We start from the raw sequence: 23,182 nt of genomic DNA on the forward strand, positions 1-23,182 counted from the left end.
ACGCTGGGTCAGCTCCCGTCCGGGTGGAGCATCAGGACCGCGGTGCGGCACAGGATCTTGACGTCCTGCCAGAGGCTCCAGCTCTCGATGTAGCGGTTGTCGAAGCGGGCCCGGTCCTCGATCGAGGTGTCCCCGCGCAGGCCGTTGACCTGGGCGAGGCCGGTGAGGCCGACCGGGACGCGGTGGCGGTCCGCGTACTCGGGGTAGGCCTGGCTGAACCGCATGACGAAGTAGGGGCGCTCGGGGCGCGGGCCGACCAGGCTCATGTCGCCGCGCAGGACGTTCCAGAGCTGCGGGAGCTCGTCCAGGGAGCTGCGGCGCATCAGCCGGCCGACGGCGCCCATCCGGTGGTCCTGGGAGATGTTCCAGCGGGTGGCGGACTCGTGCTCGTTGCTGGGCCGCAGGGTGCGGAACTTGAGGACGGTGAAGACCCGTCCGTCGAGGCCGGTGCGCTGCTGGCGGAAGAGCACGCCGGGGCCGGTGTCGAAGCGGACCGCGAGCGCGCAGAGGACGAGGACGGGGGCGAGCAGCAGCAGGCCGAGCCCGGCGGCGGTGACGTCCAGGGTGCGCTTGGCGGTCCAGCCGGGGCGGCGCATCGCCGCGCGCCCGACGCGCAGACAGGGGAAGCCCCAGAGGTGGTCGGCGCCGGCGAGCCGTCCGGCGCCGAGCGATCCGTACTCGCGCAGGGCGGGGACCAGCCAGACCTGGCAGCCGAGCCGGGCGGCGTCGCGCAGGGCGGCGGCGGTCTCGGCCTCGTCGGCGGCGCCGGCGGTGGCGACCACGTGGTGGACGCGGTGGCGCCGGATCTCGCGCTCCAGGACCTCACGACCGCCGAGGACGGGCAGGTCGGTGTCGCCGGCGAGCAGCGCCGGGTCGGCGTCGAGGAAGCCGACCGGGCGCATCCCGTACTCGCCGCGCTCGCTGAGGGCGGCGGCGACCCGCCGGCCGAGCCGGCCGGCGCCGAGCACCAGCACGGGGCTGGGGCGGCTGCGGCGGATCCGGCGGACCAGGTGGTAGAGCACCGCGCGGACGCAGACGGCGAGCAGCAGCTGGGTACCCAGCAGGACGGTCAGCCGGGCCGGGGTGGCGGGACCGGAGTCGGGCCAGTGGCCTTCGAGGCAGCCGGCCAGGGTGACGGCGAAGGCGGTGGCGACGACGGCCCGGACGGTCAGCGCGGGCAGCTCGTCGAGGACGGAGAGGGTGAGCCGGCTGCGGTACAGGCCGCCGGCCAGGTTGAGGAGCAACAGCAGCGGCAGCAGGGCGGCCACGCCGAGCAGCGGCGCGACCCGGACGGCGGGGTCGAGGGCGCGGTTGGCGATCCCGGTGGCGGTGCACAGGGCGAAGGCGTCGACGACGACCAGGGCGACGGGCAGGGCGATCCGGGAGCGGACCGGGCGGCGGCGGCGCCTGGCCGCCGGGGCGCTGCGGGTCTGGGCGGTCCCTGCCGGGCGGTCGAGCAGCCCGGTGGCGGGCCTGCGCTGGCCGGACAGGGGCCGGCCGGGCCGTGGCACGCTGTCGTGGTCAATGGTCATCAGCGCACGAACTCCCCTGCTGTGTGCCCGGGGTGACGGCGGTCCGGCACCGGTTGGCCCGGGGCGGCCGTCCCGACCCGGTGGGCGCGGTCCTGACTGCACCTGCCACCGCTGGCGGCTTTCGGATTTCTCGCGAATTCCCGGCGTGAAATCGAAATGAAGCAGGCAAAATCAGACAATACCGAACGCCGACCGGAATGCTGGAAGTCGACTTGCCATTTCATTCCAGCCGCCCATTAATAGGTATTTCTGATTTCACGCCTCACCCACAACCGGCTGAGGGTGCGAATACGACAGCGCCGGACCGGCGGGCATTCACGGCATGTGAAACGATCAGATCCGCTGCGGGACACGGGAGCGGCGGCGCCCGGCCGCAGGACCGGCCCCCAGGAGATCCCGGTAGAGCGCGTCCACCTGTTCGACCACCGAGCGAACATCATGGCGAGCCGCCGCGTGCTCACGCAGGCGTGCGCCGCGTCGCTCGCACTCGATCGGATCGGACAATGCTTCGGCCATTCGGGTGGCGAGCGCGGCGGCGTCCTCCGGCGGTACCACGGCGGACTTCCGTTCGACCGGCGGCAGGCATTCACGGGCCCCCGGAACGTCGGTCAGCAGCACCGCACGGCCGGAGGCCATCGCCTCCAGCGGGGCGAGCGCCATGCCCTCCCAGCGCGAGGGCAGCACCACCAGGTCGGCCGCGGCGAGCCACGGCCGCGGATCCGCGACGTCCCCGACCAGCCGGACCCGGGCCGGCTCGGCCGACTCCCGGACGACCGCGGCCAGCCGGGCCTCCTCCGGCCCGCCGCCGACCAGCGCCAGCCGGGCCGACGGCACCCGGCGCTGCACCTCCGGCCAGGCGTCGAGCAGCACGTCCTGCCCCTTCTGGCGACAGAGCCGGCCCACGCAGACCGCGAGCGGGGCGTCCAGCTCCAGGCCGAGCATGACCCGGGCGGCCCGGCGCTCGGCCGGTGCGTAGTGGCGGACGTCGACACCGTTCGGCACCACCGCCCAGTCGGCGTGCAGGCCCGCCGCGACACCGTCGGCCCGCTCCTGGACCGAGACGCAGAGCAGCCGGTGCGCCCAGCGGGTCGCGTACCGCTCCCAGCGCAGGGTCGCGGCGGCCAGCGCGCCGTCCACGGCGGCGAACGACCAGGCGTGCGGCTGGAAGACGGTCGGCGCGGCGCCCCGGACCGCGAGCCGGCCGGCCAGCCCGGCCTTGGCGCTGTGCAGGTGGACCATGTCGGGCGCGGCCGCCCGGACGATCCGGCGCAGCCGCCACGCCTCGGCGGCGACGGCCGGGCCGGGCGAGCGCCGGGCCGGCCAGTCCAGGACCAGCGCGCCGACCGCGCCGGCCTCCTCGGCCAGCCGGCCGCCGCGCGGACAGGCGACCAGCACCCGGTGACCGGCCTCGCGCTGGCCCCGGACGAGGTCGACGACGACGCGGGCGACCCCGCCGTCGACGGGCTGCGAAATGTGAAGGATCGTCATATGCACGGCGGCGAGCCTAGGGTGGGCGCACCGTGCCGCGGGGCCGCCGTCACCCGCACGTGGCGGGCGTCCACCCGTACGGCTTCCCGCTCGTACGGGTGGACGGACCGGTCGAAATCCCGAGCGAGCCGAAGGACGGTTTCAGCAGGCCCGGGCCGTCGCGCCCGGGGCCGTCACGGCCCGGGGCGGATCGTGACGGGCCGGCCCGGGACCGGTCGTGAGGGGTCGGGTCGGCGTCAGCGGACCTCGGCGGCCAGGTTGGCCAGCACCTGGTCGTGGATCCGGTTCAGGCCCTTCGGGGCGAAGGTCCGCTCGAAGAAGCCGCCGATGCCGGTCGCGCCCCGCCAGGACGCCGTGACGGTGACCTTCGACCGGCCCTCGCCGACCGCCGAGACGGTCCAGGTGATCACCATGGTGGAGTTCGCGTCCCGCTCCACCAGCTGGTCCGGCTGCGGCGCCGAGACGGTGAACAGGCAGTCGCGGATCCGCTTCTCGGTGGCCTGCAGCTTCCAGTGCACCTGGGTGCCCGCGCCCGTGCCGCCGACCCGGACCTCGTACTCGCTGTACTGCTCGGGCAGCAGCTTGGGGCGGGTCACCTGGTAGTCGGCCAGCGCCTCGTACACCCGCTCGGGGGCCGCGTCGTAGACCCGCTCGGTGGTGGCCTGCACCTGTCCCATGGTCGTGCTCTCCTCGTCAGGTCGTCCGGTGTGGTGGAGTCGCCCGGCGCGTGCCGCGGCCGTCCGGTCCGTGTGGTCCCCGGTGGCGCGCGATCGTCCGGGCCACCGGCAAGCCAATCACAGGAGCCCCGCCGCACCGGCCGCCGCCCTGGTCTCCGGGGGCGGGCATTAGGGTGGCAGGTGTGCTCGATCAGGTGACAGCAGTGCGCTATGTCGACCCCCTGCGGGCCGGCGGTTCCGTCCCCGGTGTCGTGGAGACCGACGACCTGGGCACCTACGTGGTCAAGTTCTCCGGGGCCGCGCAGGGCCGCAAGGCGCTGGTGGCCGAGGTGATCGTCGGCGAGCTGGCCCGGCGGCTCGGCCTGCCGGTGCCCGAGCTGCGACTCGTCGACTTCGACCCGGCGGTCGCCGACGGCGAACCGGACGCCGAGATCCAGGACATCCTGCGGTCCAGTCGCGGGATCAACCTCGGCATGGACCTGCTGCCCGGCGCCCGCGACTTCAGGCCCGGCACGATCGACGTCGACCCGGTCCTGGCCGGGCGGGTCGTCTGGCTGGACGCGCTGACCGGCAACGTCGACCGGACCGTGCACAACCCCAACCTGATGGTCTGGCACGGCGCCCTCTGGTTGATCGACAACGGCGCCGCGCTGATCTTCCACCACCGCTGGTCCGCCGCCGCGTCCGCCGTCGGCAAGCGGTACGACCTGAGCGCGCACGCCCTCGGCGGGTACCGGCCGGACGTCCGGCTCGCCGACGAGGAGCTCGGGCCGCTGGTCACCGCCGGACTGCTGGCGGAGGTGCTGGCGCTCGTCCCGGACGAGTGGCTGGCCGGCGAGCCCGGCTTCGACTCGGTGGCGGAGCTGCGCGGCGCCTACGTCGCGCACCTGGCCGCCCGGGCCGCGCGCTCCGCGCAGTGGCTGCCGGAGGGGTTCGCCACGCCCGACCAGCTGCGCGAGACCGAGCAGCGGCGGGCCGCCCGGACCAGGGCCGGCCGGCCCGCCTGGCTCCAGGACGTCCCGGACCTGCACGGCAAGCCCTCGGTGGAGACCGCCTGGGAGCAGCACGTCGAGTGAGCGGCCCGTTGGCGCGCCGGGCCGGACGGCTCGGCACGCCGCCCGGGCGCGGAGCGGGGGCGGAACGGGGGCGGACACGCGGAACGGGGGCGGGACTGGTGTCCCGCCCCCGTCGGGGGTTCAGCGGCCGATCAGCGGGTCAGCTGCTCAGCGCCACCACTGGACCGCCTTCTCGGCGTTGATGATGCCGGCGCCGTAGAAGCCGTTGTCGTCCACGCCGCCCTCACAGGTGGCGGCCCAGACGCCGGTGCCGCCCGGGTTGTACGGGCCCGACGGGCAGGCGTGCGACTCGGCCTGGTTGGTGATCAGCTCGGTGAGCTCCTCCGGGCTGGCCCACGGGAAGGTGCTCGCCAGCAGGGCGAGCACACCGGCGGCGTGCGGCGAGGCCATCGAGGTGCCCTGCATGTAGCCGTAGCCGCCACCCGGGATGGTGGACAGCACGCGGCCGTTCTTGTCCGGGGTGTCCGGAATCTGGTAGATCCGGTCGCCACCGGGGGCGGCGACGGTGACCTTGTTCTTGCCGTAGCTGGAGTAGTACGACTTGTCGCCCTTGACGCCCACCGAGGAGACCGTCACGACGCCGTCCAGCTCGGTCGGCAGGTTGAGGCAGTTCTGGTTGATCGGGCGCTCGGCCGGCGTGGTGTCGTCCGGGCTCGCGACGTCCTTGGTCTTGTGGGCGAGGTCGATGTTCTCGTTGCCCGCCGCGGCGACGTTGAGGACGCCCTTGCGCTGCGAGAACTCGACGGCGCGGCGGACGGCGGTGGTGATCGCCGCCTGGTCCGCGTCCTCCTGGCAGTTGAACATCCACGGGTCGACGAAGTAGCTGTTGTTCGTGACCTCGAACTTGTGCTCACCGGCCCAGACGAAGCCGCAGATGGCGTACTCCGGGTAGATGAAGCCGCCGTCGTCGACGACCTTGACCGCGGCCAGCTTGACGTTCGGGGCGATGCCCTCGATGCCCTTGCCGTTCTTGGCGGCGGCGATGGTGCCGGCCACGTGGGTGCCGTGGGCGCCGTCCACGCCGGGCTGCCAGGCGTCCCAGGCGGTGTTCGGCTTGCCGCCGTCGATGCAGGAGACCGACTTCGAGGCGTCGACGTTCGCGGCGAGGTCCTCGTGGGTGCCGTCGATGCCGGAGTCCAGGACGCCGACGGTGACGTTGCGGCTGCCCAGGGACAGCTTGTGGGCCTTGTCGACACCGATCTGACGCATGTCCCACTGGTTGGCCCAGTAGGGCTCCTCGCCGGCGGCGGGAGCGGCGGTCGGCGCGGCGGCGACCTCCGCGGTCCGGTCCTCGGAGGCCGTGATGCCCTTGGTGCGGCTGGCACCGACCGACTCGACGCCCTTGGCCTTGCGCAGCTTCGCGGCGAACTGGGTGTCGGTCGAGCGGGCGATCACCACGCCGATCTGCTCGTAGGAGTACACGACGGAGCCGCCGAGGGTCTTGACCGCGGTCTCGACCTTCTGCACCTGGCCGTGGTTGGCCTTGGTGTTGACGACGTAGCTGAGCAGCGGACCGGTCGTCGACTCCGCACCGGCGGCGAAGGCGGTGCCGGCCGGCAGCGCGAGGGCGCCGGCGGTGGCGAGGACGACGCCCACCGCCGCGAACCGGGTCCGGCTGATCCGAGGAACACTCATAGGGGTTGGCCCTCCCGAGTCGTCATGCAACTGCGGTTGGCAGGTGCACTGGAATGATCGGGACGCTAGTGAACATGTGTCGTAATCCGCAAGGGGTAGTCATCTAATCGACACCGTTCGGTCACTTGCGAAGGTTGCGGCTCCGGGGCGAGCGACACCTCGTCAATCCATACGGTGAATAACCGGCCTTCGTGCCCGCACCGGATCCGTGTGACGAAGGATTCTGTTCGAACAACCGTCATGGGCCGCCGCGGACTGGCATGATCCATCGGGTCCTGATCGACACCACGGGAGAGCTCGGCACAGCCATGTCCGTCGACCCCCCGGGCGGCGGGCGCGGTCACCCCTGCCCCGGGCTCCGCCCGTCCGGGACCGGCGCGACGGACCTCACGCCCCGCCGGCCGTTCAGAGCGCGTACAGCCGTCGGGCGTTGCCGGCGGCCACCCGGCGGGTGAGGCGCTCGGCGTCGGCCGCGGTGCAGGCGCCGTCGGCCCGCCAGCCGTCCAGCAGGGTGCCCAGGCCGTGCCGGAACTGGGCCGCGCCGACCAGGTACAGCTCCGGCAGGCCGTAGGCGTCGGTGGAGAACAGCAGCTTGCCGAACGGCGCCAGCTCCAGCATCTCCCCGAGCACCGTCGCCACCCGGGGGCCGACGTAGGAGGCGGTCAGCCCGAGGTCGGTGTGGACGAGCGGGAAGACGTGCGCCAGCCACGCGGCCTGCCGGTGGTACGGGTAGCCGTGCAGCAGGACCAGCGGGACACCCGTCGGCTCGGCGGCCCGGACGAAGCCCGCCAGCAGCGACGGGTCGGCCCGGTGCAGGGTGAGGTCCGGATCACCGAAGCCGGTGTGGAGCTGGAGCGGCAGGCCGAGGTCGGCGCAGACGTCCACCGCCGTCCAGAGCAGGTGGTGCAGCAGCACCCGGTCGGTCAGCCGGCCGCCCCCGGCCCGCAGCCACTCCCCCGCGGCCGCCGCCACCTCGGCCGGACCGGGGCGTTCGGCGGGCACCTCCAGGCCGGCCCGGTAGGCCAGCACGGACTTCACGGCGACCGCGCCGGACGCCGCCGCGGCCAGCGCCTCGCGCACCGCCCGCGCCCAGCCACCCGCCGGGCCCGCGACGGCCTCGGCGATCCGCTCCAGCCGGACCACCTCACGGACCCGGACGCCGGCCGCCTCGGCGAACGCGTCGAGCGGCAGCAGGGGACGGCCTGCGGCGGCGGTCAGCCCGGTGTCGACCAGGCAGGTCTCCAGCCCGGCCGCCGCCAGCAGCCGGCGTGTCGCCTCCGGCGCGCCCAGCTCCCGCCGGCGGGCCAGGTACTCCTCGGCCGGGGCGTGCGCGGGCAGCCCGAGCGCGGGCGGACACCAGCGGCGGAGGGCGAGGCCGAGCGCGCTGTCGAACGGCGAGGTGCCGGGCGCGGGCGGGCGGTCGGACTCGGTGAGCAGCCCCGCCAGGTCCTCGTCGGCGAGCTCGGCCGTCAGCACGCCGTGGCAGTGGTGGTCGACCAGCGCGGGGACGTCCGGCGGGGGCACCGTCAGTACCGCCAGCGGGTCGCCGCCACCAGCTGCTCGGGGGTGGCGCCCGCGTACTGCTCGCTCTCGGCCAGACGGACCGCCAGCACCGCCTCGTACAGCGGCTCGCCGAGCGCCTCCCGGAGCACCGCCGACCGCCGGTAGGCGGCGAGCGCCTCGGCCGGTCCGGCGGGGAGCCTGGGGACCGTGCCGGGCTCGGCCTGCGCCGGGTCACCGGTGACCTCCGGCGGCAGCGTGAGCCCCCGGTCGAGGCCGGCGAGGCCCGCGGCGAGCACCCCGCCGAGCGCCAGGTAGGGGTTGGCGGTGGCGTCGAAGCACTTGATCTCGGCGTTGGCCGCGGTGGAGCGCTCGCCGGTGGAACCGGTCACCAGCCGGAGCGCCGCCTCCCGGTTCTCCAGGCCCCAGCACCGGTAGGCACCGGCCCAGTGCGAGGGGACCAGCCGCAGGTAGCCGGCCGGGCTGGAGGAGCCGAGCACCAGCAGCTCGGGCAGCGCGCCGAGCACCCCGGCGAGGAAGCCCTCGGCCTCGGCGGTCAACCCGTGCGGGCCGGACCCGCCGCGGGCGAGGTTGCGGCCGTCCCGCCAGAGGCTGAGGTGGAGGTGGCCGCCGTTGCCGACCGAGCCGGCCTCGACCACCGGGGCGAAGGAGACCCGCAGTCCGTGCCGGGCCGAGACGGCGCGGACGGTCTGCCGGACCAGGACCGAGGTGTCGGCGGCCTCGACCGGGCCCTCGGGGGCGACCGAGACCTCGAACTGGCCGGCCGCGTACTCGGGGTGGATCTGGAGCACGGTCAGCCCCTGCTCGGCGAGGGCGCGGAGCAGCTCGCGCAGGTACCCGGAGAGGTCGGTGAGCCGCTGCAGGCCGTACGCGGCGCCGGCCGTCGGGTACCGGGGCTCCTCCTCCGGCGGGCCGGCCAGCGCGACGACCCACTCGATCTCGATCCCGGCCTTCAGGCCCAGGCCGCGCTCGGCCGCCGCCGCGACCGCCCGGCGGGCGAAGAGCCGCTGACAGCCCGGGTGCGGGGCGCCGCCCTGGGTGTACCGGTCACCCGGTGCCCAGGCCCAGCCGGGCTGGGCGGCGAGCGGGACGAGCCGGTCGACGTCGGGGTAGAGCCGCAGGTCACCGGTGGGGCCGCCGGTCAGCGGGCTGGAGACGATGGTGTCGTCGGCCAGGAAGACGTCGAAGCAGGGCGCCGTGCCGACGCCCCACTGCGCGGCGTGCACCAGGCCGGTCAACGGCACGGCCTTGACCCGCGCGATGCCGGCGTTGTCCACCCAGGTGACGGCCACCGCGTCGACCTCGGCGGCCCGCAGCCGCTCGACCGCGGCCCGGGCGCGCTCCCCGCGCTCCGCCCGGTCGGCCCTCGGCGGCAGCGCGACGCCGGCCGGCCGGCCGGCGTCCTCGGCGGCGGGCTCCTGCTCGGCGGCGGGCTCGCCACGACCCGCGGTCACGGTTCCGGTGCTCATGCCCCCATGCTGCCCGGCCGCACCACCTCACGTAATTCCCCTATCGGGTGGTCCGAACGGACGTCCGTCCCCTCCGTCACCCGTTCCGGCGACGCGGTCCCGGCGGCGAAATACCGGCTCCCACCCCCTTCCTACCGGCGAGTAGCTCGGCTACAGTGTCGGCACGCATCACCGCCGGGCTTCGGGAGCCGCACCGGCGGGGGCGTCGACCGGCGCGCGGGACCGCGCGGACCGGACGGCACCGGAACGGTGTGTTCACCCACCGGCCGTTTTCGCGGATCGCGGACGAAGGCCGGGGTTTCCCTCCTTTTCTCTTCTCTGCTTCAGAGTCGCTTCCTTCACGCCGAGCGCCTGAGTACCACGGCACACCCGCAGCACCGCCGGAGCGGACCGGCGGCTGCGCGGTGGCCGCAACCGTCATCTCCCCAGCCCCCGCGCGCGGACCCCCCTCCGTCGGCGCGTCCGCCGGAGCGCGCGCGGGCTTCCCATGACAAGGAGTCAGGACAGATGGAGCGTCCCTTTCCCACGGTCGCCGTGGTCGGCCTCGGCACGATGGGTGCCGGCGTCGCGGTCGCCGTCGCCAGGAGCGGCCGCCGGGTGATCGGCATCGAAGCCGACGAGGAGCAGGCCGCCCGGGCACTGGCCCGGATCCAGGAGGCCACGGCGTACGCGGTGACCCGCGAGCGGCTCACCCCCGAGGAGCGCACCGCGCTGCTCGACCTGATCTCGGTGGGCCACGCGCTGGAGGCCGCCGCCGACGCCGACCTGGTCGTCGAGGAGGTGCCCGAGCAACTGGAGCTGAAGCGGGAGCTCTTCGCCGAGCTGGACCGGATCTGCCCGCCGGGGACGGTGCTGGCCACCGGGACCACCGCGCTCTCGGTGACCCGGATCGCCGCCGCCACGGCCCGCCCGGAGCGGGTGCTCGGCCTGCACTTCTTCAACCCGGTGCACACCATGAAGCTGGTCGAGGTGGTCCGCACCGTGCTCACCTCCCCGCAGGTGGCCGAGGACGCCGCCGGGTTCGCCCGGGACCTCGGCAAGGAGCCGGTGGCCGCCGGCGACCGGGCCGGCTTCGTGGTCAACGGCCTGCTCTTCGCGTACCTGAACCAGGCCGCCGCGATGTACGAGTCCAAGTACGCCACCCGGGAGGACATCGACGCCGCGATGCGGCTCGGCTGCGGCCTGCCGATGGGCCCGCTGGCGCTGCTCGACCTGATCGGCGTGGACACCGCCCGGACCGTCCTGGAGGCCATGTACGAGCAGTCCCGGGACCGGCTGCACGCCCCCGCGCCGATCCTCGGCCAGCTGGTCTCGGCGGGCCTGCTGGGCCGCAAGAGCGGCCGCGGCTTCTACACCTACGCGGCGCCCGGCTCCTCCAGGCCGGTCGACGCGGCCGACGGTCCGGCGCTGCCGAAGGTGCCGGGCCGGACGGTCCGCACGGTCGGCGTCTGCGGTTCGGGGACGATGGCCACCGGCATCGCCGAGGTGTTCGCCAAGGCGGGCCGCCCGGTGCTGCTGGCCGCCCGCAGCCAGGAGAAGGCGGACCAGGCCAAGGCGCAGCTGGCGCGGTCGCTGGAGCGTTCGGTGACCCGGGGCCGGCTGAGCGCGGAGCAGCGGGACGCGGCGCTCGCGCTGGTCACGCCGGTCGGGCAGTACGGCGAGCTGGCCGAGGTGGACCTGGTGGTCGAGGCGGTGGCCGAGGACCTGGCGGTCAAGCGCGAGCTGTTCGCCACCCTGGACAAGATCGTCAAGCCGGGTGCGGTGCTCGCCACCACCACCTCCTCGCTGCCGGTGATCAGCTGCGCCTCGGCCACCTCCCGGCCGCAGGACGTGATCGGGATGCACTTCTTCAACCCGGCGCCGGCCATGAAGCTGGTCGAGGTGGTGTCCACGGTGCTGACCGCGCCGGACGTCACCGCGACCGTGCTGGAGCTGTGCGCCGAGGTGCGCAAGCACCCGGTGGAGTGCGGGGACCGGGCCGGGTTCATCGTGAACGCGCTGCTCTTCCCCTACCTGAACGACGCGGTGCGGATGCTGCAGGAGCACTACGCGACGGTGGACGACATCGACACCGCGATGAAGCTGGGCTGCGGCTACCCGATGGGCCCGTTCGAGCTGCTGGACGTGGTCGGCCTGGACGTCTCGCTGACCATCGAGCAGGTCCTGCACCAGGAGTTCCGCGAGCCGGGCCTGGCGGCGGCTCCGCTGCTGGAGCACCTGGTGGCGGCCGGCTGTCTGGGCCGCAAGACCGGCCGCGGCTTCCGCGACCACGCACGCCGGTGACCGCACAACCGTCCTACGGGCAGCCCGGACAGCCCGGGCACCCGCCGCCCGGACCGGACCGGTCCGCCTGGGGGCAGGGGGCCGTCTCCGGCCGCTGGCCCAGACCGGCCGTGACCGGCCCGGTCGCCCCCGTGCGCCGGGGAAGGCCCCCTGCCCCGGCCCCCGGGACGTGTAGCGTTCCGGCCATGGATCGGGTTCAGGCAGTCTCCCCGCAGCAGTCCGTCCTCCCGCGCGACGCCCGGGCGGCCGGCCCGGTGGGGCAGGAAGGGGGCCCGGGCAGCCGCCGGGCGGCGGCGCAGCGGCAGCAGATGCGCCAGGACCTGGCCACCGCCGCCATGGAGCTGTTCGCCTCGCAGGGCTACGAGGAGACCACCGTCGACCAGATCGCGGCGGCGGCCGGGGTGGCCCGGCGGACCTTCTTCCGCTACTTCCGGTCCAAGGAGGAGGCGATCTTCCCGGACCACGACGACACCCTGGTCCGGGTGGCCGACCTGCTGGCCAGCGCCGAGCCCGAGGAGCACCCGCTGGACGTGGTCTGCCGGGGCATCAAGGAGGTGCTGCGGATGTACGCCTCCACCCCCGCGGTCTCGGTGGCCCGGTACCAGTTGATCCGTCAGGTGCCCGCGCTGCGCGAGCGGGAGATCGCGGTGGTGGCGCGGTACGAGCGGCTGTTCACCCGGTACCTGCTGGGTCGGTTCGACCCCGGCGAGGAGATCCCGGCGGGCTGGCAGCGCGGCGGCGAGGACGACTCGATGCTGGCCGAGGTGTCGGCGGCGGCCGTCGTCGCGGCCCACAACCACGTGTTGCGGCGCTGGCTGAGGGCCGGCGGCCGGGGCGACGTGGAGGCGCAGCTGGACCACTCGTTCGAGGTGACCCGGCGGACCTTCTGGGCGTCCAACGCGCCGGGCGCGCGCCGGCGCGGGGCCCTGGTGGCACCCGGTGCCAGCGGGGTGGGGTCGGAGGCGGCTGTCGCCAGCGCACTGAGTGCCAGCCCCGGCGGTGAGGTCCTCATCACAGTGGCCCGCACCGACGCCCCGCTGGAAGTGGTGGTGGACTCGATCAGAGCCGCCCTGGAAGGCGCCCGGCGGGCCTGAGGCCGATAGTTTTCGCAGGTCAACGAGGTAATTGAGGGCCCGTACCGACACGTCGGTACGGGCCCTCCCCCATGCCCGCCGAGTGACACGTGAACGCCGGTGCGGCGCGCCGGAAATTCGTGACACCCGGTGTCTTTACGCGTGGCACAGGGTGCCACTACCTTGTTACCAACCAGTCGCGGCGCCGCGGCTCCCCACCTCGGCGCGCCGTCGTACCGGCGTTCCCACACCCCGGGAACGACGCCCTGAAGGCCAGGCCCGCAGGCCGGCCCGCCAGCCACGTTCCACCCACCACCCAACCCAGCGAAGCCGGTGTCCGCGCCCGGCTCCCCCAGACGCCCTGTGCCCTCACACAGGTACGCCTTCGGAGGCAGCCATGAAGGAAATCCTCGACGCGATCCTCAGCCCCGACAGCACCCCGGCGGACTTCGCCGCCCTGGCGCTGCCGGAGTCCTACCGAGCGGTGACGCTCCACAAGGACGAGGAGCAGATGTTCGCGGGCCTCGACAGCCGCGACAAGGACCCTCGCACGTCACTCCACCTCGACGACGTCGCGCTGCCCGAGCTGGGCCCGGGCGAGGCCCTGGTCGCCGTCATGGCGAGCGCCGTGAACTACAACACGGTGTGGAGCTCGATCTTCGAGCCGGTCTCCACCTTCGGCTTCCTGGAGCGCTACGGCCGGCTCTCGCCGCTCACCAAGCGCCACGACCTGCCGTACCACGTGCTCGGTTCGGACCTCGCCGGGGTGGTGCTGCGCACCGGCGCCGGGGTCAACGCCTGGAAGCCCGGCGACGAGGTCGTCGCGCACTGCCTCTCGGTCGAGCTGGAGTCCTCCGACGGCCACAACGACACGATGATGGACCCGGAGCAGCGGATCTGGGGCTTCGAGACCAACTTCGGCGGCCTGGCCCAGCTGGCGCTGGTGAAGACCAACCAGCTGATGCCCAAGCCGGCCCACCTGACCTGGGAGGAGGCCGCCTCCCCCGGCCTGGTCAACTCCACCGCCTACCGCCAGCTGGTCTCGCGGAACGGCGCGGGCATGAAGCAGGGCGACAACGTGCTGATCTGGGGCGCCAGCGGCGGCCTCGGCTCGTACGCCACCCAGTACGCCCTGGCCGGCGGCGCCACCCCGATCTGCGTGGTCTCCAGCGACCAGAAGGCCGAGATCTGCCGGGCGATGGGCGCCGAGGCGATCATCGACCGCTCCGCCGAGGGCTACCGGTTCTGGAAGGACGAGCAGACCCAGGACCCGCGCGAGTGGAAGCGCCTGGGCGGGCGGATCCGCGAGCTTACCGGCGGCGAGGACGTCGACATCGTCTTCGAGCACCCGGGCCGCGAGACCTTCGGCGCCTCGGTGTACGTCACCCGCAAGGGCGGCACCATCGTCACCTGCGCCTCCACCTCCGGCTTCATGCACCAGTACGACAACCGCTACCTGTGGATGTCGCTCAAGCGGATCGTCGGCTCGCACTTCGCCAACTACCGGGAGGCCTGGGAGGCCAACCGCCTGGTGGCCAAGGGCAGGATCCACCCGACGGTCTCCAAGGTGTACTCGCTCGACCAGACCGGCCAGGCCGCGCTGGACGTCCACCAGAACAAGCACCAGGGCAAGGTCGGCGTGCTCTGCCTGGCCCCGCAGGAGGGTCTGGGCGTGCGCGACGCCGAACTGCGCGAGAAGCACCTGCCGGCCATCAACCGCTTCAGGAACGTCTGATGACTGCCCGGGCGGGCGGGCCGGAGGGCGCGCCGACGGCGGCGGCGGGCGGGCGCGTGCCGCGCGACCGGCCGTGGCTGATGCGCACGTACGCCGGCCACTCGACCGCGAGCGACTCCAACGCGCTCTACCGGAAGAACCTCGCCAAGGGGCAGACCGGTCTCTCCGTCGCCTTCGACCTGCCGACCCAGACCGGCTACGACTCCGACCACATCCTCGCCCGCGGCGAGGTCGGCCGGGTCGGCGTGCCGGTGGGTCACGTCGGCGACATGCGGGCCCTGTTCGACGGGATCCCGCTCGAACAGACCAACACCTCGATGACGATCAACGCCACCGCGATGTGGCTGTTGGCGCTCTACCAGGTGGTCGCCGAGGAGCAGGGCGCCGACATCGCCAAGCTCACCGGCACCACCCAGAACGACATCGTCAAGGAGTACCTGTCGCGCGGGACGCACGTCTTCCCGCCCGGGCCGTCGGTGCGCCTGATCACCGACATGATCGCCTACACCGTCGGGAACATCCCGAAGTGGAACCCGATCAACATCTGCAGCTACCACCTCCAGGAGGCCGGGGCCACCCCCGTCCAGGAGATCGCCTACGCGATGTGCACGGCGATCGAGGTGCTGGACGCCGTCCGCGACTCCGGCCAGGTGCCGGCCGAGCGGATGGGCGAGGTGGTCGCCCGGATCTCCTTCTTCGTGAACGCCGGCGTGCGGTTCGTCGAGGAGATGTGCAAGATGCGCGCCTTCGGCCGGCTCTGGGAGAAGGTCACCCGGGAGCGGTACGGCATCGAGGACGCCAAGCAGCGTCAGTTCCGCTACGGCGTCCAGGTCAACTCGCTCGGCCTGACCGAGGCCCAGCCGGAGAACAACGTCCAGCGGATCGTGCTGGAGATGCTCGCCGTCACGCTCTCCAAGGACGCCCGCGCCCGCGCCGTCCAGCTGCCCGCCTGGAACGAGGCGCTCGGCCTGCCCCGCCCCTGGGACCAGCAGTGGTCGCTGCGGATCCAGCAGGTGCTCGCCTACGAGTCCGACCTGCTGGAGTACGGGGACATCTTCAACGGCTCCGAGGTAATCGAGGCCAAGACCGCCGACCTGCTGGCCGGCGCCGAGGCCGAGATCGCCAAGGTGCTGGAGATGGGCGGGGTCATCCCGGCCGTCGAGTCCGGCTACCTCAAGTCCAACCTGGTCGCCTCGCACGCCGCCCGCCGGGCCCGGATCGAGTCCGGCGAGGACCGGATCATCGGGGTGAACTGCTTCGACACGACCGAGGAGAGCCCGCTCACGGCCGACCTCGACACCGCGATCATGGTCGTCGACCCGGCCTCCGAGCAGTCCGTGCTCAACGCCCTGGAGGCCTGGCGCGGGCAGCGCGACGAGCCCGCGGCACTGCGGGCCCTGGAGGACCTCAAGACCGTCGCCGCCACCGGCGACAACCTGATGCCGGCCACCCTGGTCTGTGCCCGCGCCGGGGTCACCACCGGCGAGTGGGCGTTCGCCCTGCGCGAGGTCTTCGGCGAGTACCGCGCCCCCACCGGCGTCGGCGGCGCGCCGGTCGCGGTGACCGCCGAACCCGGCGGCGAACTGGCCGCGGTCCGGGAGGCGGTCGCCGCGACCGCCGCCGAGCTGGGCGCCGGAAAGCTGCGCCTGCTGGTCGGCAAGCCCGGCCTGGACGGGCACTCCAACGGCGCCGAGCAGATCGCCGTCCGGGCCCGCGACGCCGGGTTCGAGGTGGTCTACCAGGGCATCCGGCTCACCCCGGAGCAGATCGTCTCGGCGGCCGTCGCCGAGGACGTGCACTGCGTGGGCCTGTCGATCCTCTCCGGTGCCCATTCCGAGCTGGTGCCCGACGTCCTGCACCGGCTCCGCCGGGCCGGGGTGGAGGATGTCCCGGTGATCGTGGGTGGCATCATCCCGGCAGCGGACGGCGAGGCCCTCAAGGCCGCCGGCATCGCCGCCGTGTTCACCCCGAAGGACTTCGGCATCACGACCATCATCGGCCGGATCGTGGACGAGATCCGGCTGGCCAACAGGCTCCAGCCCTGGACGTCCTGCACCGCCGCGTCCAGCAGCTGACCCCGGAAGGAACCGACCACCCCTCATGAGCACTCCCGCCGCCCCCCACCGTCTGCGCCCCCGCCGCTCCTGCCTGGCCGTGCCCGGCTCCAACCCGCGGTTCCTGGAGAAGGCCCAGGGCCTCGACGCCGACCAGGTCTTCCTCGACCTGGAGGACGCCTGCGCCCCGCTGGTCAAGGAGAGCGCCCGGCACACCATCGTCGACGCCCTGAACAACGGCGACTGGGGCACGAAGACCAAGGTCGTCCGGGTCAACGACTGGACCACCCACTGGACCTACCGCGACGTGATCACCGTGGTCGAGGGCGCCGGCCCCAACCTCGACTGCATCATGCTGCCGAAGGTCCAGGACGCCGAGCAGGTCAGGGCGCTCGACCTGCTGCTCACCCAGATCGAGAAGACCATGGGCTTCGAGGTCGGCAGGATCGGCATCGAGGCGCAGATCGAGAACGCCAAGGGCCTGATCAACGTCGACGCGATCGCCGAGTCCTCGCCCCGGCTGGAGACCATCATCTTCGGCCCGGCCGACTTCATGGCCTCGATCAACATGAAGTCCCTGGTGGTCGGCGAGCAGCCGCCCGGCTACCCGGCCGACGCCTACCACTACATCCTGATGCGCATCCTGATGGCCGCACGCGCCAACGACCTCCAGGCGATCGACGGCCCGTACCTCCAGATCCGCAACCAGGAGGGCTACCGCGAGGTGGCCGGCCGCGCCGCCGCCCTCGGCTTCGACGGCAAGTGGGTGCTCCACCCGGACCAGGTCGCCGCCGCCAACGAGCTCTTCTCGCCCTCCCAGGAGGACTACGACCACGCCGAGCTGATCCTCGACGCCTACGACTGGTGCACCTCCGAGGCGGGCGGCGCCAAGGGTTCGGCGATGCTCGGCGACGAGATGATCGACGAGGCCAGCCGCAAGATGGCGCTGGTCATCGCCGGCAAGGGCCGGGCCGCGGGCTTCCGCCGCACCTCCAAGTTCGAGCCCCCGCAGGCCTGAGACCGGTAAGGAACCATCGATCATGCAGTTCGGACGCACCTACGAGGAGTTCGAGGTCGGCGCGGTCTACAAGCACTGGCCCGGCAAGACGGTCACCGAGTACGACGACCACCTCTTCTGCCTCCTCACCATGAACCACCACCCGCTCCACCTGGACGCCCACTACGCCGAGCACACCACCGACTTCGGCCGGAACGTCGTGGTGGGCAACTACGTCTACTCGCTGCTGCTCGGCATGTCCGTCCCGGACGTCTCCGGCAAGGCGATCGCCAACCTGGAGATCGAGTCGCTGCGGCACGTCGCGCCGACCTTCCACGGCGACACGATCTACGGCGAGACCACCGTGCTCGACAAGTGGCCGTCCAAGTCCAAGGACGACCGCGGCATCGTGTACGTCGAGACCAAGGGCTACAAGCAGGACGGCACGGTCGTCTGCCTCTTCCGCCGCAAGGTGATGGTCCCGACCGCGACCTACACCACCGCGCGCGGCGGGGAGCAGCCCGGCCGCCCCACCCCGTCGGCCTGAGCACGGCCCGCCCCAAGGACCCCGGACGGGCCGGCCGCCGTCATCGGCCGTGGCCCCACCCGGTACACGGGGGCTCCGCGGAAGTCACGCCCGCGGAGCCCCCGTACCCCCACCCTCTTCTTCTTCAGGCATGACAGGAGCCGCACGATGGGACGCCTCGCACAGACCGACGGCCTCACCGAGATCCAGCGGGACATCCTCGCCACCGTGCGCGAGTTCGTCGACAAGGAGATCATCCCGGTCGCGACCGAGCTGGAGCACAAGGACGAGTACCCGACCGCGATCGTCGAGGGCATGAAGCAGCTCGGGCTCTTCGGCCTGACCATCCCCGAGGAGTACGGCGGCCTCGGGGAGTCGCTGCTCACCTACGCCCTGGTGGTCGAGGAGATCGCCCGCGGCTGGATGTCGGTGTCCGGCATCGTCAACACGCACTTCATCGTGGCGCACATGATCAACGCGCACGGCACCCAGGAGCAGAAGGACTACTTCCTGCCGAAGATGGCGGCCGGCGAGATCCGCGGCGCCTTCTCGATGTCCGAGCCGGGCCTCGGCTCCGACGTCGCCGCGATCTCCACCAAGGGCGTCCGGGACGGCGACTTCTACGTCCTCAACGGCCAGAAGATGTGGCTGACCAACGGCGGCACGTCCACCCTGGTCGCGGTGCTCTGCAAGACCGACGAGGGCGGCTCCACCCCGTACCGGAACATGACCACCTTCCTGATCGAGAAGACGGCGGGATTCGGCCCGAACCCGACCGTCCCCGGCCTCACGGTGCCCGGGAAGATCGAGAAGATGGGCTACAAGGGCGTCGACACCACCGAGCTGGTCCTCCAGGACGTCCGGATCCCGGCCGACCGGGTCCTCGGCGGCGTCCCGGGCAAGGGCTTCTACCAGATGATGGACGGCGTCGAGGTCGGCCGGGTCAACGTGGCCGCGCGCGGCTGCGGCGTCGCGCGGCGCGCCTTCGAGCTGGGCATCGCCTACGCCCAGCAGCGGAGCACCTTCGGCAAGAAGATCGCCGAGCACCAGGCGATCCAGTTCAAGCTCGCCGAGATGGCCACCAAGGTCGAGGCCGCGCACCAGATGATGGTGATGGCCGCCCGCAAGAAGGACGGCGGCGAGCGGAACGACCTGGAGGCCGGCATGGCCAAGTACCTCGCCTCCGAGTACTGCAAGGAGGTCGTCGAGGACTCCTTCCGCATCCACGGCGGCTACGGCTTCTCCAAGGAGTACGAGATCGAGCGGCTCTACCGGGAGGCCCCGATGCTGCTGATCGGTGAAGGTACTGCGGAGATCCAGAAGATGATCGTCGGGCGCCGGCTGCTGGAGGAGTACCGCATCGCGGAGTGAACCCGACCCGTTCCGTCGTACCCGACCCGTGCCGCGTGACCTGCGGCACGCCGGGCGGACGGTCCGAGGACGGCCGGTCGACGGGCGTGCGGGCCCGTCCCGGCACCGGGCCGTGCACCGGTCCCGCGCCTGGTCCGCCCGGGCCCGGCACGGCCCTCGGAGCGGCCCCGGGGCGTACGACTGCCGTCACGCGCCCCGGGGCCGCTCCGGCATGCCCTGCCGGACACTCTGCTGAGACAAGTGTCACCAGCTCTGCCCGGTCCCTTGGGAACCGGACGGGGGCGAGCTACGGTCGTATACACAGAGGCGCACCGGCGCCTCCAGCAGGACACATGAACGAGCAGGCGGGTTGCCCACCCACCGTGTGCTCCCGATAGCATCCACCGGGACAGCAGACGTCCCTCTATTACCCGATCCCGCGGTGGCCCCCGTCCAGCGGCCATGATCCCCCGCGACAAAGGTTTTCGATGCCCATCAGCCCGTCCCCTCACACCTCCGTCACGGACCGCGATGCCCTCGCAGCTCCGGCGGCCGGTCGGCGACCCCGCGTGACCATCGCGCGCGGAGCCACCCCCTGGTTCGTCCCCACCCTCGCCACGGCCGCCGTGACCACCGCCCTCACCCGGCGCAACGGCACGTGGGCCCTGGCGGCGGTGCCCGCCTGCGCGCTCGGCGCCGGCATGCTGTGGTTCTTCCGCGACCCCGAGCGTGAGATCGGCACGGGCAGAGTGATCTCCCCCGCCGACGGCGTGGTTCAGAGCATCGACGCGTGGCCGGACGGCCGCACCCGCGTCGCGATCTTCATGAGCCCGCTCAACGTCCACGTCAACCGCGCACCGCTGCCCGGCACGGTGACCTCCGTGGAGCACGTGCCCGGCGGCTTCGTCCCCGCCTTCAACAAGGACAGCGACCAGAACGAGCGGGTCGTCTGGCACTTCGACACCGAGCTCGGCGACATCGAGATGGTGCAGATCGCGGGGGCCGTGGCCCGTCGCATCGTGCCGTACGTCGACGCCGGTACCAAGGTCGAGCAGGGCGAGCGGATCGGTCTGATCCGCTTCGGCTCCCGGGTCGACACCTACCTGCCGGCCGGCGTCGAGGTCGGCGTCGAGGTCGGCCAGAAGACCACAGCCGGGGTGACGCGCCTTGACCGTGACTGATCCTGAAACGATCGTCGGCCTGGACGACGAGGAGACGGCGCTGCGCCGCCGCCGCTGGGCACGCGACCGCGAGCTGCGTGCTCCGCGTTCGCCGCAGCACCTCTCCACCGCCGACTTCCTGACCCTGGGGAACGCCGTCTGCGGGTTCCTGGCGATCTACTCGATCACCACCGGGGTGCTCGTCCCGCACATCACCAACCCGGGCGCCGCGCCGGACAAGCACAGTGCCGCCACCGCGGTGACGCTGCTGCTGATCGGCTCGATGTGCGACCTCTTCGACGGGCTGGTGGCGCGCAAGCTGCGCTCCTCCGCCCTCGGGGCGGAACTCGACAACCTGGCCGACCTGATCAGCTTCGGCATCGCGCCGGCCTACTTCGTCGCCGTCTGGGGCATGGTCTCGCCGGGCTCCAACAGCCGGCTCTCGGCGCTGATCGCGCTGACCGTGCTGCTCGCGGTGGTGCTGCGGCTCGCCCGCTTCTCCGCCGTGAAGATGCGACCCGGGGTGTTCCAGGGCATGCCCTGCCCGATGGGTGCGATGACGGTGATCGCCATCGTGCTGCTCGACCCGCCGTTCCTGCCCGGTCTGCTCGCCATCTTCGGCGTGGCGTACCTGATGGTCAGCCGGATCGAGTACCCGAAGCCGCAGGGGCTGCTGGCCACCGCGACGCTCTGCTGGATCGTGCTCTCCATCGGCTGCCTGGCGGCCTGGGCGACCGGCCTGAAGGGCGGCGACTACCTGCTGCACATCGGCGCGTTCGGCCAGATCGCGCTGGCCGCGATGGCCCCGCTGCTGGTCATCCGCCGCAAGGTGGGCCAGAAGGTCGGGGACGTGCGGGCACGCCGCGCGGAGTCCCGGATCGGCTGACGACCGACGAGACGCATGACGAAGGGCCCGGATCCCCCAGGGATCCGGGCCCTTCGTCATGTCGTGCGCCGCGCCGGGGGATCCCGGGCGGACCGCTCAGGCGCCGCCGCGGTGGACGCTGAAGGCCGAACGGCGCGCCGCGCGGGCCACCGCCGGGTCCGGGTGGACGCCGGAGACGGCGGTCAGCACCGAGGCCGCCCGCGGGTGTCCGGACTGCCGGGCCCGGGCGAACAGTCGCACCGGGTCACCGGCCGAAGCGCCCTCGACGTGGCCGACCAGCAGCTCCGTCTCCCCGTGGTCCAGCACGGCGGCGGCGGTGTCCACCCAGAGCCAGGCGGCGTCCTCCGCCCCCAGCACGTCGGCCGGCGAGACCCCCTCGTCCGAGCGCTCGGCGAGCCAGAGGAGCGCGTACGGGCGCAGCACCGGCTCGTCGACGGCGGCCCGGACGGCCTGCTCGGCGGTGGAGCCGGCGACCCGGAGCGCCTCGAAGGCCAGGCCGCGGACCAGCGCGTCCTCGCCCTGCGCCGCCTCCAGCAGCTCGGCCACCGCCCGGTCGGCCGGGCGGGCCGCCAGCCAGGCGCGGTACTCGGCGCGGGCCGGGCCCGGCGAGTAGTCGGCGCAGGCGCTCAGCAGTTCCGGCGCGCTCTGCTCGATGTGGCCGGCGGCGGTCTGCGCGACGGTGCAGATCTCCTCCAGCTTGGCCCGCACCGCCCAGTGCCCGAGCGGCGACAGGTCGGCGGCGTTGTCCCGGCGGACCAGTGCGCCGACGGCGGCGAGGCCGTCCAGCATCCAGTCGAGGACGGCCGCCACGTCGGCGGGCGAGGCCGGGGTGTCGATCTGCGGCTCGCGGCAGGTGCCGCGGACCGCGGAGATCGCCGAGGCCGCGTGCGGGACGGGCGAGAGGCCGAAGGTGCTCTCGCCACCGCCGACCCGGCGCTCGTCCAGACCGCGCCGGAGCAGCTCCAGCAGCTCCATGTCGGCGACCGGGCCGTCCACCAGGTGCAGGAAGGAGAGCAGTTGCGGGGCCTGGTCGACGGCCTGCCCGGCGAGCACCGCGAAGACGCCGCGCAGGGCGGCGGGCGGGACCGGGGCGAGCAGGGTCCAGGCGTCGAACAGTGCCGACCAGCCGCGGACCACCGCCTCGTCGTCGTGCTCCCAGGCGTGCAGGCGCCAGCCGGGGACGGCGCCGCCGTCCCTGGCCTCGACCAGGCCGACCAGCAGCGCCTGGCCCCAGGCCTTGGCCGCGGCGCCCACCGTCATGGCGAGGGCGCGGCCGGCGGCCCGGGCGTCGTCGGGGAGCAGCTCGCCGCGCTTGTCGACCTCGTCGAGGTCGCCGGCCCAACGGGCGATCCGGACGGCGTCGACCAGCATGCGGCGGGCCAGCGGGGCGAGTTCGGCGGGTGCGGGGAAGCCCTCCGGCACGGGGACCCGGCCGCGGCCGGGTGCGGGGGCCGGGCCTCGTCGGCGGGGTACGCCGGAGGCCCCCGGCCTGGCGCCGGCGGGGCGGTGGGCAGTTCCGGGGAGACGGGTCACCGTCGCACCGGTACCGATCGTCGGCGGGAGCGGGGCATCACGGTCGCGCGGGTTCCGAGACGTCACGTCGAGCAGTCTTCCCCTTGTACCGGCCATCTGTCACATCCGGTTGCACGCGCGGGCCGGGCGGCGGGCGCGGGGCCTCCACAAGATCGGGCAACAGAGGCCAAACCGACTGGCTTGATCT

At 73.2% G+C, this 23,182-nt stretch carries 17 protein-coding genes; 10 read left to right on the forward strand and 7 right to left on the reverse strand.

From position 1 onward, the window contains the following. Window positions 1–8 precede the first annotated feature (8 nt). From ACFWOG_RS02205 to ACFWOG_RS02215, 3 genes are all read right to left on the reverse strand, one after another. Window positions 9–1,532, reverse strand: a complete 1,524-nt coding sequence (locus tag ACFWOG_RS02205; protein ID WP_329949578.1) for a sugar transferase — start codon at window positions 1,530–1,532, stop codon at window positions 9–11. Between the two features lie 333 nt (window positions 1,533–1,865). Next, complete coding sequence (locus ACFWOG_RS02210; RefSeq protein ID WP_380353853.1) at window positions 1,866–3,020, reverse strand: glycosyltransferase; 1,155 nt, start codon at window positions 3,018–3,020, stop codon at window positions 1,866–1,868. Window positions 3,021–3,256: 236 nt separating this feature from the next. Further along, a complete protein-coding gene (locus ACFWOG_RS02215; RefSeq protein ID WP_329883411.1) occupies window positions 3,257–3,697 on the reverse strand; it encodes an SRPBCC family protein in 441 nt (146 codons plus the stop codon). Window positions 3,698–3,879: 182 nt separating this feature from the next. On the opposite strand from ACFWOG_RS02215, the gene ACFWOG_RS02220 reads away from it, so the two are divergent. Beyond that, window positions 3,880–4,773: a HipA family kinase gene (locus tag ACFWOG_RS02220; protein ID WP_380353856.1), complete on the forward strand. Its 894-nt coding sequence runs from the start codon at window positions 3,880–3,882 to the stop codon at window positions 4,771–4,773. Between the two features lie 147 nt (window positions 4,774–4,920). On the opposite strand, the gene ACFWOG_RS02225 is transcribed toward ACFWOG_RS02220, so the two are convergent. From ACFWOG_RS02225 to ACFWOG_RS02235, 3 genes are all read right to left on the reverse strand, one after another. Further along, entirely contained in the window at window positions 4,921–6,408 is a 1,488-nt protein-coding gene (locus ACFWOG_RS02225; RefSeq protein ID WP_329883409.1) for a S8 family serine peptidase, read from the reverse strand. A 405-nt stretch (window positions 6,409–6,813) separates the two neighbouring features. Beyond that, window positions 6,814–7,932 (reverse strand): amidohydrolase family protein, encoded by a 1,119-nt coding sequence (locus ACFWOG_RS02230; RefSeq protein ID WP_380353860.1) that lies wholly within the window; start codon window positions 7,930–7,932, stop codon window positions 6,814–6,816. Window positions 7,933–7,934: 2 nt separating this feature from the next. Beyond that, window positions 7,935–9,398, reverse strand: a complete 1,464-nt coding sequence (locus ACFWOG_RS02235; protein ID WP_380353863.1) for a glutamine synthetase — start codon at window positions 9,396–9,398, stop codon at window positions 7,935–7,937. A 507-nt stretch (window positions 9,399–9,905) separates the two neighbouring features. Between ACFWOG_RS02235 and ACFWOG_RS02240 the strand changes: the two genes are divergently transcribed. The 9 genes from ACFWOG_RS02240 to ACFWOG_RS02280 all read left to right on the forward strand — a co-directional run bounded on the left by ACFWOG_RS02240 (window position 9,906) and on the right by ACFWOG_RS02280 (window position 21,462). Continuing rightward, complete coding sequence (locus tag ACFWOG_RS02240; RefSeq protein WP_380353866.1) at window positions 9,906–11,681, forward strand: 3-hydroxyacyl-CoA dehydrogenase family protein; 1,776 nt, start codon at window positions 9,906–9,908, stop codon at window positions 11,679–11,681. Between the two features lie 185 nt (window positions 11,682–11,866). Further along, window positions 11,867–12,775, forward strand: a complete 909-nt coding sequence (locus ACFWOG_RS02245; protein WP_329949573.1) for a TetR family transcriptional regulator — start codon at window positions 11,867–11,869, stop codon at window positions 12,773–12,775. Window positions 12,776–13,151: 376 nt separating this feature from the next. Next, window positions 13,152–14,489, forward strand: a complete 1,338-nt coding sequence (gene ccrA / locus ACFWOG_RS02250) for a crotonyl-CoA carboxylase/reductase (protein WP_380353869.1) — start codon at window positions 13,152–13,154, stop codon at window positions 14,487–14,489. Continuing rightward, window positions 14,489–16,564, forward strand: coding sequence for a protein meaA (locus tag ACFWOG_RS02255; RefSeq protein WP_380353872.1), 2,076 nt, complete (start codon window positions 14,489–14,491; stop codon window positions 16,562–16,564). The genes ccrA and ACFWOG_RS02255 overlap by 1 nt, the downstream gene beginning before the upstream one ends. A 25-nt stretch (window positions 16,565–16,589) precedes the next feature. Then, complete coding sequence (locus tag ACFWOG_RS02260; protein ID WP_329949570.1) at window positions 16,590–17,561, forward strand: CoA ester lyase; 972 nt, start codon at window positions 16,590–16,592, stop codon at window positions 17,559–17,561. Between the two features lie 22 nt (window positions 17,562–17,583). Further along, window positions 17,584–18,087 (forward strand): MaoC family dehydratase, encoded by a 504-nt coding sequence (locus tag ACFWOG_RS02265; RefSeq protein ID WP_329883401.1) that lies wholly within the window; start codon window positions 17,584–17,586, stop codon window positions 18,085–18,087. Window positions 18,088–18,234: 147 nt separating this feature from the next. Next, window positions 18,235–19,437: an acyl-CoA dehydrogenase family protein gene (locus tag ACFWOG_RS02270; protein WP_329883400.1), complete on the forward strand. Its 1,203-nt coding sequence runs from the start codon at window positions 18,235–18,237 to the stop codon at window positions 19,435–19,437. A 467-nt stretch (window positions 19,438–19,904) separates the two neighbouring features. Beyond that, a complete protein-coding gene (locus ACFWOG_RS02275; protein ID WP_329883399.1) occupies window positions 19,905–20,597 on the forward strand; it encodes a phosphatidylserine decarboxylase in 693 nt (230 codons plus the stop codon). After that, on the forward strand, window positions 20,584–21,462 hold the full coding sequence (locus ACFWOG_RS02280) for a CDP-alcohol phosphatidyltransferase family protein (protein WP_380353877.1): 879 nt from the start codon (window positions 20,584–20,586) through the stop codon (window positions 21,460–21,462). Before ACFWOG_RS02275 ends, ACFWOG_RS02280 begins: the two co-directional genes overlap by 14 nt. Window positions 21,463–21,558: 96 nt before the next feature. Here the strand turns inward: ACFWOG_RS02280 and ACFWOG_RS02285 are convergent, their stop codons facing one another. Further along, the gene (locus ACFWOG_RS02285) at window positions 21,559–23,061 is read right to left on the reverse strand and encodes a hypothetical protein (RefSeq protein WP_380353880.1); all 1,503 of its coding nucleotides are present in this window, start codon (window positions 23,059–23,061) and stop codon (window positions 21,559–21,561) included. Window positions 23,062–23,182: the final 121 nt, after the last annotated feature.

The organism is Kitasatospora sp. NPDC058406, from assembly GCF_042722765.1.
Taxonomy (GTDB): Bacteria; Actinomycetota; Actinomycetes; order Streptomycetales; family Streptomycetaceae; genus Kitasatospora.